Here is a 13783-nt window from a genome sequence, read left to right as displayed (position 1 = left end):
GGCCGGCGCAAAGCCGCGCCCGGAATGCGGGAAGGGGCTTGAAATCCGGGTGGCTATTACGCCGCCCCCACTTTTATCTTTTCTCTGAACCAATCGAGCGTCATCGCCACGCCCTGTTCGTAGCTGACCTTGCACGACCACTCGGGCATGACGGCGTAGGCTCTCGTCAGGTCCGGCCGCCTGTTGGTGGGATCCTGCGGCGGCGATGGCTCGAAGACGATCGGCACGCCGCCGACCAGCTTGGAAACATATTTCGCGACTTCGAGAACGGTGATCTCGCGGTCGTTGCCGATATTCAGCGGCCCCTTGTAGTCGGTTTCATTGATCCAGAAATAGCGGGCGAAACCGTCGACGATGTCATCGACATAGCCCCAGCTGCGCGACTGCTTGCCGTCGCCGAACACGGTAATCGGGCGGCCCGAAAGCGCCTGGGTGACGAAGTTGGAGACGGCGCGGCCGTCGTCGGGCCGGGTGCGGGGTCCATAAATATTGAAGGGGCGGATGACCTTGACGTTCAGCCCCTTGGTGCGCTGCATTTCGAACAGCAGCGCCTCCGTGCATCTCTTGCTCTCGTCATAGGACGAGCGCGGCCCGGTACAGTCGACCTGGCCCTTGTAGGTTTCCGGCTGCGGCGACACCAGTGGGTCTCCATAGATTTCCGAGGAGGAGGTGTAACCGAAACGCCCGCCCTTCTTCAGTAGGTCGAGAAGCCGGAAGGCGCCGAGCAGGTTCGCCGAAATCGTTCTCTTCGGTTCCTTCATGTACCAGGGCGGTGATGCCGGCGAGGCGAGATGGTAGATCTCGTCGAATTTTTCCGAGGTCTGCAGGGTCTCGACGTCCGATTTCACGAAGTGAAAACGGGGATCCCTGATATGCGAAATATTCTCGAAAAGTCCTGTCCAGAGATTATCAACAACGACGAGCTTCTGAACGTCATTTCGAAGCAAAAGCCGATCGCAGAGATGAGAACCGATGAACCCTGCTCCGCCAGATATCAACACGCTTTTCACTGGATTGTGCCTCTTGACTTAAGAAAAGGTGAGTATTCATTAGCATCACCTGCAAGAACTGGCAATTACCTCGAATAATTCTAAAAAATGCTCGCCTATTAATCTTAATTGTTAATTCACATTACCCCAGGTAGTATTGCCCCTATTGAGGGATAGGGCTGCGACCCAGAGTATGTACCTGCTGCGGCCCGGCTCGATTTTCCTGGTGCATTTGGCAATATTGTGGCCCTGTTGCACCGCAACATATTCCTCGCCGGCCAATTCTCTACCACACGGGTGAAGGCGCGCATCGGGCTAAAGTCCGACTCTCAAGGATAGCGCATCGGTTCGGACGGACGCAGGACCCGGCCGCCAGCCTGCTCCCGCGTCCGTGACGCTGTTTTCGATCAATCGGCCTCAAGCGCCGTCAATACTCGGTAGGCCGCGGCAACCCGGTCCTCGTTGGGATAGTTTTTGTTGGCCAGGATGACCATGCCGAGGCGCTTGCTGGGGATGAAGGCGACATAGGCGCCGAAGCCGTTGGTCGAGCCGGTCTTGTTGATCCAGGCATCGCCACGCGGCTTCATCGGCGGCTGCAGCGCAGCGACAGGAATGGTCTTCAGCATCGCCGCCGAATTGCCCTCGACCAGGCTCTGCAGGGGGGCGGGATAGGCATATTGCTCCCAGATCAGATCCTGGGTCATCGCCCCGACGCTGAAATAGCCGGTGTGGGTCTTGTCGATCGTCTGCTGCAGTTTCCCGTCGAGCTTGACCAGGCCCATATTGGCGCCGACGAAGCGGATCATGTCGCCGGCGGTGGATCTGACGCCGTAGGCCTCGGCGGACAGCAGGCCAGGCGTCAGCCGGGCCGGCTCGCCGCTGCGCTTATAGCCTTGGGCGTAATCGCTCTGCCGCGACTTCGGCACGTTGATGAAGGTGCTGCTCAAGCCGAGCGCGGGAAACAGCCTGCCTTCCATCAACTCCGCGAAATCGCCGCGCATGGCTTTCGCCGTGATGAAGCCGAGCATGCCGATGCTCGGATTGGCATAGCTGCGTTGGGTTCCGGCCGCGTAGGAGGGGTGCCAGGCCGCAAGATATTCCATCAGCTGGCCTTCGCTTTTGATCTCGTCGGGCACCTGCAGCGGAAAACCGCCTGCCGTATGGGTGCCGAGATCGATCAGCGCGACATCGCCGAACGGCCTTCCCTTCATCGCGGGAAGATGTTTGGCCACCGGGTCGGACAAAGAGAGGTCTCCCGTCGCTTCGGCATAGGAGGCAAGCGTCGCGGTGAAGGTTTTGCTGATCGAGCCCAGTTCGAAGAGCGTGGCCGGCGCCACCGGTCTGTCGGTCTCCTTCGATTCGACGCCATAGGTGAAGATGTGATCCCGGCCGTCGACGGTGATGCCGACGGCCACCCCCGGAATGGCGTATTTTTCCATGATCGGCTTGATCGCCGCATCCGCGATTGCTCTCACTTCAACCTCGTCGGCGGCAAAGGCGCTTGCGCAAGCGCATGCCGTGATCAACGCGGCCGATAAAAATTTTATGCCAAGGTTTTTCACAATCATCCTCCAAATCGCCAGGGCGGTCGCCATGAGCGCAAATGCGCGCGCGGGGAGGCGTTTAGCGGCTCTGTTTTCTGGGGACAAACGATGATATCTCGCAGCAGCTGCAAGAATTTCTAGGGCTTAGATGGTTCGTCAATTCCTCCCGCTGAACGGCCTCAGAGCCTTCGAAGCCTCGGCACGGCATCTGAGCTTCACCCGCGCCGCAATCGAGCTCTGCGTCACCCAGGCGGCCGTCAGCCAGCAGGTCAAGGGGCTGGAAAAGCGTCTGGGGGTCACACTGTTCCAGCGTCTGCCGCGCGGCTTGAAAATCACCGCGGAAGGCGAGGCGCTGCTGCCGACGGTGAGCGCCTCCTTCGACCAGATGGCGACGACGCTCGACAGGATCGAGGCCGGGCAGGTGCGCGAATTGCTGTTCCTCGGCGTCGTCGGCACTTTCGCCGTCGGTTGGCTCCTGCCGCGCCTTGCGGATTTCCAGCGCCGGCATCCCTTCATCGACGTACGGGTTTCTACCAACAACAACCGCGTCGATCCCGCCGCCGAGGGGCTCGACTTAGCCATCCGCTTCGGCAGCGGCTCATGGCACGGGACGGAGGCGCAGCGCCTGTCGGAAGCGCCGCTCTCGGCTCTCTGCATTCCCAAACTGGCGGAGGATCTGCGGTCGCCGGCTGATCTCGCCGGCGCAACGCTGCTGCGCAGTTACCGCACGGATGAATGGAGCACGTGGTTTGCGGCCGCCGGCGTTCCGCCGGCCGACCAGGTGAATGCCGGCATCGTCTTCGATTCCTCCGTCGCCATGATGGAGGCCGCCCTCCAGGGGCTCGGCGTGGCGCTGGCGCCGCCCTCGATGTTCGCCAGGCATCTCTCGTCAGGTGCGGTCGTTCAGCCCTTTGCCACCACCATATCGCTCGGAAGCTACTGGCTGACGCGTCTGCAGTCACGGCCGGTCACCCCGGCCATGCGCGCTTTTTCCGATTGGATCGTTGCGCAGGCGTGATGTCCGGAGCGCCCGCTCGGGCGGACGCTCCCAGTCGCATCACTTCTGAATGCAGGTGTCCACCGTATCCTTGGTGCACTCGTCAAGCCCGGTGAAGACAGGATCGTCGACCTTCTTGCCCGATATCAGATCCATCATCACGGTCGGCGCCTTGTAGCCCATTTCGAACGGCCGCTGGCCGACCAGCGCGGTCACCAGGCCTTCCTTGGCGATCGCCACTTCGTCGCCGATCGTGTCGGCGGCGCCGATGACGAAGTCGTTCTTGGCAATCTTGTCTGCCATCGGCTTGAACAGATCGCGATAGGGCTGCGGGGCGCCGAAGAGCGGCCATCCGCCCATAATGCCGAAGGCGTCGAGATCGGGATTGGCGGCGAGGATATCGGTCATCGCCTGAACGCCCTTGGCGCCGTCGTCATTGGTAAAGACCGGGCACCCGGCCACTTCCGTCCAGCCGCCTTCGCCCTTCAGGGCGTCGAGCCCCTTCTTGCCGCTCAGCGTATCGCGCATGCCCTGGGCGCGGCGCAGGATGTTGTCAGCGCCGGGATTGCCTTCGATGGTGCAGATCTTGCCGCCGTTCGGCTTGGCCTTCTTGATGTATTCGCCGATCTTGGCGCCCATCAGATAATTGTCGGTGCCGAGATAGGTCTTGCGCAAGGCCGAATCCTCGGCCGCCAGATCGGCATCGAGCGTCATCACGGGCACGCTCGGATTGGCCGTCTTCAGCGTCTGGGCGATCAGCTTGGCGTTCGAGGGCGAGATGGCGATTGCCGCCGTATCGGCCTTACCAAGCATATCCTGGACGATCTGCGCCTCGCCGGCCTCATCCGAGGTCGATGCCGGGCCGGTATAGAAGCACTCATATTCGGCCGAGGCGTTTTCCTTGTTCCACTTCTGGCAACCCTGATTGATGGCCTCGAAGAACGGGTTGTCGAGGCCCTTGACGACGATGACCAGCTGCTTCTTGGCGGCCATGGCCTCGCCGGCGGTAAACGCCAGCACTGCCGCAGCTGTCAGCAATAATGCCTTCCTCATAGCTTCCTCCCATGGAAAGACGGGCCTGATTGCCCGCCCTCTAGTCAACCGGGATACCAGACGATGCGAGGCTCCTCCCTTGACCGCTGGTATTCCCAGGCTGAATCGACAAGTTTTTCGAGATCGTAGACCGGGCGCCAGTCCAGCAGGTATTTCGCCTTGCTGTTGTCCATCCAGTTGGAATGAAACTGGCTTGCGATATCGACGCAGCCGAGCCCGCGCGTGCGGGCGAGGTAAGCGGTGACTTCCTCATAATCGACGGGACGATCCATCGATATGTTGAAGAGCTCTCCCTTGGCGCGCGGATTGTCGATCGCCGCCAGTATCGCCGAGACAAGATCGTCGACATGCACGAAATTGCGCTTCAGCGGCCGCCCGTCGGCATCGCGCAGCAGCGGCACCGTGCCCTCGCGGGCGTAGCGCTCGGCCTCGGGCGGCGGAACGAACGTCTTCCAGTCCGGCCCGCCGAAGACATCGTCGCCGAAGGACAGCGTGAACTTGAAATCGTCCTTCTCCATGATCCAGGGCGCGCGCAGGCAGCAGGTATTGATGCCGTATTGGATGGCGAACTGCTCGAGCATCACCTCTTCCAGCACCTTGGAAAGCGCGTAGCAGCCGGGATAGGCGCGATGCGGCGTCTTTTCGGTCACCGGCCCGTCATGGCGATAGAAGAAATGGCCAATGCCGGCATCGCCGCCGATCAGGATGAACTGCCGGGCGCTCGTGCTCGTGCGGAAGGCCTCGAGCAGCCAGAACAGCCCTTTGACGGTGACATCCATGACGTCATCTGGCGTTTCCTTGCAGGTGGCGAGATGCAGCACATGGGTCACACCCTCCACCGCCGCCGCAACGACATTGGCGTCGGCGATCGAACCCCTGACGACCTCGATGCGGTCGGTTTCTTCGAGCGCGCGATTGTGACAAAGCGCGCGAATGCGGGCATTGGAAAATCTCGGCTCGTCAAGCAGCCCAGTTATGAAGCGCCGCCCGACCTTGCCCGTAGCCCCGGTGACAAGGATCAGCATGGTCTCTCTCCCAGCAACAGCTAATATCCCAGCGTTTGCGGCGTCAATCTGTATTTTCGCGGTGAAGTAGATTTTTGCCTACGTAGGGTGTTTGCGCGGACAATTGATTGACGATTCTTCAGGCTTTTGCGTAAATGCAAATAATCGCTTTTCCGGGAGGAGCTTGGCAAAGCGAGATCGCAGACGCCTGGCGGCCAGCTGGCAGCGACTGTAGGTCTGCGACATCAAGGGAGGGTGGTCGGCTGGGAGCGGTTCTCGAACTTACCAATATTTCCAAGCACTTCGGCGCCATCCAGGCGGTGAACGACGTATCGTTTACTCTCGAAGCCGGCCAAGTCGTCGGGCTGATGGGTGATAACGGCGCCGGAAAGAGCACGCTGGTCAAGATGATCGCCGGAAACTTCCGGCCGAGCGAGGGTACCATGCGCCTCGACGGCAAGGAAATCGTCATGCACCGGCCGATCGAGGCGCGCCAGCACGGCATTGAAATCGTCCATCAGGATCTGGCGCTCTGCAACAATCTGACGGCCGCCGCCAACGTCTTCCTCGGCCGTGAGCTGCGCCGAGGCATCGGTCCCTTCCGCATCCTCGATTACAAGACGATGTACCGGCGCGCCGGCGAGATCTTCAAGGAGCTGAAATCGGAGACGCGTCCGCGCGACCTCGTCAAGCAGATGTCGGGCGGCCAGCGGCAGGCGGTGGCGATTGCCCGCACCATGCTATCGGAGGCGAAGATCGTGCTGATGGACGAGCCGACGGCTGCCATTTCGGTCCGCCAGGTGGCTGAGGTCTTGAACCTGATCCGCGAGCTGCGCGATCGCGGCATCGCGGTCGTGCTGATCAGCCACCGCATGCCCGACGTTTTCACCGTCGCCGACCGGGTCATCGTCATGCGCCGCGGCCGGAAAGTCGCCGACAAACCAATTGCGGCGAGTTCGCCAGAGGAAGTGACGGGTCTCATCACAGGCGCTATCGAACAGGTTTGAGCGGCGCGGCACGGGGCAGAAAGAAGGTCAGCAATGGCAGTTACCCTCGATCAGACGATTGCGCAGAGAGAGCGAAGCCGGATTTCCGAGTTCGTCGGCAGTCAGACTTTCTGGGTGCTGATCGCCGTCATTCTCGCCTGCCTCTTCCTGTCCGTCGCCACCGATTCCTTCGCAACGGCGAAGAACCTCTACAACATCACCCGCAACGTCACCTTCGTCGCCATCATCGCGCTCGGCATGACGCTGGTCATCATCACCGGCGGCATCGACCTCTCCGTAGGCTCGGTGCTCTGCCTCTGCAGCATGGTGCTGGCGGTCACCATGCATGCCGGCTACGGCATCGAAACCGGCATAGCGGCCGCGATCGGCACGGCGCTTGTCGTGGGCGCCTTCAATGGCGTGATGATCGCCTATCTCGATTTTCCCCCCTTTGTGGTCACCCTCGGCATGCTGTCGGTCGCCCGCAGCCTGGCCATGGTCGCCTCCAACAACACCGTCGTTTTCCAGTTCGGACCCGATCACGACAAGCTGTTGGCGCTCGGCGGCGGCGCCTGGTTCCTCGGCATCGCCAATCCTGTTCTCTACATGGTCATCCTGGCGCTCTTGACCGGCTTCGTGCTGCGTTGGACGCGTTTCGGCCGCTATATCTTCGCGATCGGCGGCAATGAACATGCCGCCACGCTCACCGGCGTTCCCGTGCGCCGCATCAAGGTCGCCGTTTACATGATCTCGGCGCTCTCGGCCGGCATTGCCGGCATCGTCCAGACCGGCTGGCTTGGCGCCGTCACCACCAATATAGGTGCCGGCATGGAACTGCAGGTCATCGCCGCCGCCGTCATCGGTGGCGCCAATCTGGCCGGCGGCATCGGCACCGCCTTCGGCGCGCTGGTGGGCGCTGCGCTAATCGAGGTGATCCGCAACAGCCTCGGCCTGCTTGGCATCAACGCCTTCTGGCAGGGGACGTTTATCGGCGGCGCGATCGTGCTGGCGGTACTGTTCGACCGGATACGGAATTTCAGGCAGAGCGAGTAGGCGGCGACGCCCCGATCAGGCGGCTGCGTTACAGAAAGCGAAACCGGCTGTCGGTGAGTGCGCGCGCCTACGCTCCCGGCGGGCGATACCGGATCGACTTCGCCTTTTCCAAGGCTCGGATCGTGTCCTCGACGTCGAGGAGAACGGTGGTCTCAACAGAGCTGAGCGCGCCTCCCGCGCCGATCGCAAGTGCGACAGCCGCCATCGACACATTGTCGGGCGCCTCCCACAAACTCCACCCGTCATGCTCGCCGAAGGCGTACCAGAATCCATGCAGCTTTCCGCCGACGGATTCGATGTAGCTCCGGGCTGCCTTCCGGCGATCCTCGGGATTTTCGATCATGCGCGCCCAGGTCTCGGGCGTGTAGCTGAAACGCGTTAGATACATGGCCATGGTTTGCCCCCTCCGCGGGTCGATCCAGTAAACGCTCAAGCCGAACGGAACGCCAGTCATTCGATGGGGGTAGGACTAGCCAAACGTCTATGGACTGCAATCGAGACAAGGCTTGATAATCTCCGCCGGGGCCAGGCCGGTGCATCAAGCCGGTATTTAAGATCAACCTGAGATAGCTATGTTGCGCCGTATAGTCACGACAATAGGGCCTGTTCGAATGTTGCGCAGCGTCATTTCACTTGTCTCAATGCTGTTGCTCTCCATTCCCTCCATTTCCGCCGAACGCGCGCTCGCGCAAGACAATCCAAACGTCCAGCTGATTGCGTTCGGCGATCCGGCCATGGCCAAAGCCCATGAGAAATCGATAGGGAGTTGGACGGCTTTCTCGAGAAACTTCGCAACCCACCGGCGGGAACCGAAACCTACAGCCTCAAGCTTGGTTTCAAGGACAAGGATAAAGGGCGTGGAGCTGACCACCGATCAGATGGCGCCCGACGTGGAATTCATTTGGGTCTACCAGATCGAGGCATCGAGTGACCATTTCCCCGCTCTCTTGGCGATAGGCCGGAATACATCCACAACACCAAGCAAGGGGATCGCGTCGCGTTCGGGAAGGCGGATATTTTCGACTGGCTCTATGTCGAGAAAGGGAAAGTGAAGGGAACTATACCGCTTGCCCGCTGCTGTTGGCCGTCCCGAAAAAACACTTGGACCAATATCGCGAAATCTACGGCATTGTCGGTACTGACCGCACGCCGGCTGGACGCGGCAAAAGAAAGCCCCGCCGAAGCGGGGCAATCAGGGGAAAGGACGGGATCGCGCAGGAAGGAAGAGCGGACGGACCCAAAAAATGGGGCCACCTTTGCGATCCCACGGCTATAACGATGAGCGATCTGCCGGGTTCCTGTACGCTATCAGACGAAGCGAGGGGCATTCAGCGACGGCCACGACCTCACCCGAACAAAACTGGCCGCCCGCGGCCACCTTTTCGAAAGCCTTCTGTCCGCGGCTGGCGAGGGAGAAATTCAAACGTTTTTTGTCAAGGGCGCAGCGCATCAACCTGAATGCGGTCAACCCTCCGGGGGCAATGTAAACCGGCCGGCATCGAACGGGCGTCTGGCTGCGACCGGGGTAAAATCCTCAGCTGACGTCGCGACATGAGCCTCACGATGAACCGTGCGGGGTGAGACACGAGGCGTACTTAATCCCATCGCCTCGCCGGGAGAATGCAGCGCCCATTTCATCAGCGCCGCCTCGGATGTCGATCCGAGGAAATTGGCTTCTTCCCAGGAAGCGGTCATGGGCAGAAAGGCGATCATAGCAGGGCCCGTCCTGGCGGTTTCCGCTGCAACAAGGCGGGGATGGAAGCGGGCGTGGGCCGGCAATGCCGTCTGTCTCTCCGGAAGTGCGGCAATCGGGCCGATCGAGGCAGTCTTGAGTTCGTCGTCCGCGCCCGGATCATGCGCAAGGGCAGGCGGGCGCATCGCCGGTATCGGAATCGGCAAGGATGAAACATCCGGAACCGCGCCTTCCTCATCCCGCTCGCCCGCGCCGATCTGCAGCGCAAGCGCATTCAAGGCCCGGCTTTTCGGCGTCGGCAGAAGCGCCGTCACGAGCTTGCCGTTGGTGGCGTCGCCGCCCGGCGTGGTCGATGCTCCAGCGTCTTCGTCGTCCCCAGCGGTGCTGGCGATCTCTATCGAGGTGGAACTTACGCGTTTTCTGTAGTTCGCAACCGCCTGATTATATCCCGGCAGCGGCCGGCCATCGGCCGGAAGATGCATCGTCTGCCCGTTCGGGAATATCCGGGCGAGTTCCTGCCGCGACATGCGCGGCCAGGCCCTGACATTGCCGACGTCGAGATGCACGAAAGGCGATCCGGAGGTTGGATAATATCCGACACCGCCGACCTGCATCTGCATGGCAATCGCACGCAGCGTCGCAAGTTTGACGCCCGGAACGTAGAAATCCAGCGCCTTACCCAGCATGTGCTGGCTCTTCTTGGCGACACCCGTGCTGCGCGAGCGGTTGCGGAGCATGTTGTTGGTGGCAGGGGAGCGATAGGCGGAAACGACGTGGATGTAATCCTTACCGCCGCTGCGCTTATACACCTCCCAGACCAGGTCGAGCAGCCGGGGATCCATCCGGGTAGGCTCGTTCCTTCGCCAGTCGCGCAGAAACCGATTGATCTGCGTAAGGCCTTTAGGATCGAACTTTCCATCCCCCTTATAGGTAATCGTCGCCTTCTCGCCTGTATGGGTAAAGAACAGCTTCAGGGCGCGATCTTCCGCTGAGGCCAATGATGCGGAACCGACAAGCGCGGGCAGCGCAAACAGAGCCGGCAGAATGGTCTGCGTTGCAACGCGTTTTGCACGCGACAGAAGCACGGCAATTCCGCCCGACAATCCTTGCACTGAATACGTCAACACCACCAACCGTCCTACACCAAACCCTCGACGACGGGCGGGAACGCCGCAGCCATCGGGATTAGTAAAGCCAGTTTATGGTCAACAAATTGCTAACATGTGGATGTGGACGTTCGGTCAACGTCAATGTTGGATGCCGGGCGCCCGATCAAGAAAATTGACGCAGCCGGCAGGACGAAACTGACAACTCCTATGTTATCGTCACGATCTTGGCGTTGGAAGATCGTGCCGGTGGCTGAAGCATCGAGCCTGCGTTCTCCCTGCGCGGCCAAAGCGCCAGACGCGAAGAGGCTTCGGTGGAGACGACCATCGTTCCCTCGCGCTCAGTCGCGGAAAGATTGCGGGGTTATCCAATGCCGCTTGCCTACAGGCCTGCCCGGCCGGAAGACTTAGCCGCCAGCGATGCGCTGGTGGTCGCCAGCATCAACGAGCTGACTGTCCGGCATGGCTTCGGGCCGATGGCGATGCCAAGCCCCCCAAACTTTCAGCTGTTTTCGCTCAAGGATGATCCGGGCGGCCTGTGGCTCGCCGAAGAAGGCCGTGAAATTGTCGGCTTTGCCTGGAGCTGGGTTTGCGGCGATGTCTGGTTCCTCGCTCAGTTGTTCGTCGATCCCGCGCGGCAAGGGCAGGGTATTGGCAATGCGCTGTTGGAACGAACCCTCGAGCACGCCCGAAAATCGGGCGCCGCGCATAAGGCGCTCATCACCTTCACCTTCAATCGCGTCTCGCAGGGGCTGTATATCAGGCACGGGCTCTTTCCGAAGATGCCGGTCTATTTCTTCAATGGCGAGCGCGAGCGACTAAGACGGACATTGCCTCAAGCGCCGTTCCGCGCCATCGCCATCGATAACAGTGCTGCGACCATGGCCAGCATTGGCGCGATCGATGGCCGTGCCATCGGCGTCTCGCGCGAGAAACATCACCGCTATTTGTTCGATGACCCGGCGATAACAGGGCGCTTGCTCTATGCCGACAATGATCTGGTCGGTTACTGCTACGTGGGCGTTAATGGGCATATCGGTCCGCTCGCCGTGAAGCGAGCCGACGTTCTTCACAATGCCTTTGCGACGGCCTTGACGCTGGCGGCGGATGGCCCTACCGAGAAGATTTCGGCGTTCCTGCCGGGGACATGCGACAGCGCCCTGAGCCTTGCCGTCGATCAAGGCATGCGGATCAGCTTTCCGATGCTGTTGATGGCATCACCCGGCTATGGCGACTGGACGCATTATCTGCCGCGAAATCCGGGTTTCATGTGATCAGAACGGATCTCATCATCGCTCCGAATACACCACTGTCTTCGTCTCGGGACGACCACAGCAACCCGCGAAAATCAACCGCGAATGATGAAATCGAAATTCCACGAACAACTAGCTCCTTGGTGTCTGGAATGCCCAAAGGAGACCCCGCGGTTACGACGTCGGGTTGATGCGGCTGGCTGAGGTGGATGCCAAGCTGAATTCAACTCTCCCGCTCAGAGCGAACGGTACCTAATGCGGACGAAGGTTGAATGATAGGAAAATCGCGGGCCTTGGAAGCAGGCCCGCGATGCTTCCAACTTATTTGATGACTTCAATCACCGCGCGGGTCTTCGGATTGACGAGCACACGTTTTTTGTTGACGAATACATAACCGTAATCAGGTTGATCGGGAATTGTGTGGATCTCGACCGTGTCAGGAAGCGCCGTACCGACTGCGACGTCACCTTCAAAGGTGACGGATGGCGTGTCCTGTTTTTCGACATAGGTCCTGACCTCGCCAGGAACGACGACCGTCGTCGTCTGCGCGACCGCCGCTCCTCCGAGTGACAGAGAGAGCCATGCCGCAGAGATGACCAGTGTTTTCATGTTATCCTCCCAGGATCTTGAACGTGCTGGTAAACTCCACCGACAAGATATGGTTCCTCGCTACACGGAATGCCTGCGGGCAGGCTTAATAGGCGACGTTAGCGTTCTCTCTCGTGCATGCCGCATGGGCAGGAATCCTCAGCCTGAAAATGGGACGGCTTTCAGATAGTCATGCCGAGGCGGCAGGCTTTTCCGCGCCATGGGCACGCTCTCTTGCGGATCCCCGTGCCAACGTCTGGGTGGAACCGCAGGGGAGGGAGCCAATGGGCAACGACGATAGTACCTACGGTTCACCTTCACATGGCTTCACCGGTTCCTCCCACAACATGCGGCCGCATCTGCTACAAGCGAAAGAAGATCAATCTCAGCCTCGTCTTTGCCGGCCGGGCCGACGGCATCAAACAGCTCGAAGACCATATCTGGCTCGCCAGCTTCATGGATTACGATCTCGGATACTTCGATGACCAGACATGCAGGCTCGAATCGCTGCCGAACCCTTTCAGCGCGAAAGTGTTACCTATGTCTCAGGAATAAACAGTAACCCATGTGTCCACAATGGACCCCACGAAGGAGTGGCGCACCCGACGCGATACGAACCTGTGACCTTTGGAATCGGAATCCAACACTGTATCCAGCTGAGCTGCGCGTGTATGCCTTTGCCGGCCTCACAATCGGCGGCATTGTCCCATATATGAGTGACGGGGCGGTGACTTGGGTGCGCACTCGCCAAAGATCAACTGAACCGTGTCGTGCGCTTTGGATAAAAAAAGCCCCGCCAAGACGGGGCAATTAGTTGAGGATGAAACCGCGCGTCGGAAGTCAGAGGCCCGCGAGCGCAGGCATCTTGCGCGGTCTCAATGCAATAACGTTTGGCGGCCATCCTAGTTCCTGTGCGATTTAGGACAGATAATTTCCTCTCGAAGCAACGAGTTCCGTCCGCACAGAAACCCCGCAAGAGCGGGGATCAAGGAATGGGGGTGTTTGTGAGCACAACGCATTGGGGCGCCGCAACGACTACTTTGCACAAGCTGGAGATTTTTTCAATAATATTACTTTTAACAGTTCGGCGTCCACAAATGTATTTTTCAACTAATGGATCTATTTTTGGATTTCGCACGAAAACACAAATTGACTTCTACTTGCAGTAATAATTCGTATCATTGGGGAGGGCTGCTCAGCGATCACTTGCTCACCCCAAGCATTGTATCTCCTGTACGTTGGGCGGCCACTCTCGCTCTCACAGTCAGCCACACCAATCGTTGCGCTGCTCAGGGCTCCAGCTGCGAGCGAAGCCTTCAAACCGGCGGGGCCGACAGCTTCCACTGAATGCTACTCGACAGCACGACGACCGCGGCCGGCGCAGTTATCCTGCGCTATGAGCCGGTCAAGGCGCAAACTCCACCGGCCGCGGCAATGCCGCAGTCATCAGGCTTTGATTATTCCTTCGGCGGCCCGCCCCGCCGCTCCAGCGCCGTCTTGCGGATGGTCTCCGCGAT

The 13783-nt window shown here is 60.1% G+C and carries 13 protein-coding genes and 1 pseudogene; 7 read left to right on the top strand and 7 right to left on the bottom strand.

Annotated features, from left to right (window positions below; translation table 11 throughout):
* Positions 1-56: 56 nt before the first annotated feature.
* The gene (locus PYR71_RS27510) at positions 57-1010 is read right to left on the bottom strand and encodes an NAD-dependent epimerase/dehydratase family protein (RefSeq protein WP_275621631.1); all 954 of its coding nucleotides are present in this window, start codon (positions 1008-1010) and stop codon (positions 57-59) included.
* A gap of 386 nt (positions 1011-1396) precedes the next feature.
* Positions 1397-2557, bottom strand: a complete 1161-nt coding sequence (gene ampC / locus PYR71_RS27505; RefSeq protein ID WP_275621630.1) for a class C beta-lactamase — start codon at positions 2555-2557, stop codon at positions 1397-1399.
* A 124-nt stretch (positions 2558-2681) separates the two neighbouring features.
* On the opposite strand from ampC, the gene PYR71_RS27500 reads away from it, so the two are divergent.
* Complete coding sequence (locus PYR71_RS27500; RefSeq protein WP_183912176.1) at positions 2682-3551, top strand: LysR family transcriptional regulator; 870 nt, start codon at positions 2682-2684, stop codon at positions 3549-3551.
* Positions 3552-3590: 39 nt separating this feature from the next.
* On the opposite strand, the gene PYR71_RS27495 is transcribed toward PYR71_RS27500, so the two are convergent.
* Both PYR71_RS27495 and PYR71_RS27490 read right to left on the bottom strand, forming a co-directional pair.
* Entirely contained in the window at positions 3591-4583 is a 993-nt protein-coding gene (locus PYR71_RS27495; protein ID WP_275621629.1) for a sugar-binding protein, read from the bottom strand.
* 44 nt (positions 4584-4627) lie between these two features.
* Positions 4628-5608, bottom strand: coding sequence for an NAD-dependent epimerase/dehydratase family protein (locus tag PYR71_RS27490; protein WP_275621628.1), 981 nt, complete (start codon positions 5606-5608; stop codon positions 4628-4630).
* A 134-nt stretch (positions 5609-5742) separates the two neighbouring features.
* Here PYR71_RS27490 and PYR71_RS27485 point away from each other — a divergent pair, with 134 nt between their 5' ends.
* A complete protein-coding gene (locus PYR71_RS27485) occupies positions 5743-6594 on the top strand; it encodes an ATP-binding cassette domain-containing protein (protein ID WP_183912182.1) in 852 nt (283 codons plus the stop codon).
* A 33-nt stretch (positions 6595-6627) separates the two neighbouring features.
* A complete protein-coding gene (locus tag PYR71_RS27480) occupies positions 6628-7626 on the top strand; it encodes an ABC transporter permease (protein ID WP_183912184.1) in 999 nt (332 codons plus the stop codon).
* A 67-nt stretch (positions 7627-7693) separates the two neighbouring features.
* On the opposite strand, the gene PYR71_RS27475 is transcribed toward PYR71_RS27480, so the two are convergent.
* On the bottom strand, positions 7694-8020 hold the full coding sequence (locus PYR71_RS27475) for a GYD domain-containing protein (protein WP_275621627.1): 327 nt from the start codon (positions 8018-8020) through the stop codon (positions 7694-7696).
* A 217-nt stretch (positions 8021-8237) separates the two neighbouring features.
* Here PYR71_RS27475 and PYR71_RS27470 point away from each other — a divergent pair, with 217 nt between their 5' ends.
* Together PYR71_RS27470 and PYR71_RS30875 are read left to right on the top strand one after the other, a co-directional pair.
* Positions 8238-8678, top strand: a complete 441-nt coding sequence (locus PYR71_RS27470) for a hypothetical protein (RefSeq protein WP_275621626.1) — start codon at positions 8238-8240, stop codon at positions 8676-8678.
* The gene (locus PYR71_RS30875; RefSeq protein ID WP_323115756.1) at positions 8594-8902 is read left to right on the top strand and encodes a DUF2314 domain-containing protein; all 309 of its coding nucleotides are present in this window, start codon (positions 8594-8596) and stop codon (positions 8900-8902) included. The genes PYR71_RS27470 and PYR71_RS30875 overlap by 85 nt, the downstream gene beginning before the upstream one ends.
* 188 nt (positions 8903-9090) lie before the next feature.
* Here the strand turns inward: PYR71_RS30875 and PYR71_RS27465 are convergent, their stop codons facing one another.
* The gene (locus tag PYR71_RS27465) at positions 9091-10446 is read right to left on the bottom strand and encodes a peptidoglycan L,D-endopeptidase MepK (RefSeq protein ID WP_275621625.1); all 1356 of its coding nucleotides are present in this window, start codon (positions 10444-10446) and stop codon (positions 9091-9093) included.
* A 350-nt stretch (positions 10447-10796) separates the two neighbouring features.
* Between PYR71_RS27465 and PYR71_RS27460 the strand changes: the two genes are divergently transcribed.
* On the top strand, positions 10797-11699 hold the full coding sequence (locus tag PYR71_RS27460) for a GNAT family N-acetyltransferase (protein WP_275621681.1): 903 nt from the start codon (positions 10797-10799) through the stop codon (positions 11697-11699).
* A gap of 300 nt (positions 11700-11999) precedes the next feature.
* Here the strand turns inward: PYR71_RS27460 and PYR71_RS27455 are convergent, their stop codons facing one another.
* Entirely contained in the window at positions 12000-12287 is a 288-nt protein-coding gene (locus PYR71_RS27455; RefSeq protein WP_275621624.1) for a DUF1236 domain-containing protein, read from the bottom strand.
* Positions 12288-12599: 312 nt separating this feature from the next.
* Here PYR71_RS27455 and PYR71_RS27450 point away from each other — a divergent pair.
* Positions 12600-12821: pseudogene (locus PYR71_RS27450) on the top strand (IS481 family transposase); the annotation flags it as partial.
* Positions 12822-13783 lie beyond the last annotated feature (962 nt).

The organism is Rhizobium mulingense (assembly GCF_029194105.1).
GTDB classification, from domain to species: domain Bacteria; phylum Pseudomonadota; class Alphaproteobacteria; order Rhizobiales; family Rhizobiaceae; genus Rhizobium; species Rhizobium mulingense.
Note: the sequence above shows the minus strand (reverse complement) of the source record. Positions and strands in the feature narration are given on the sequence as shown.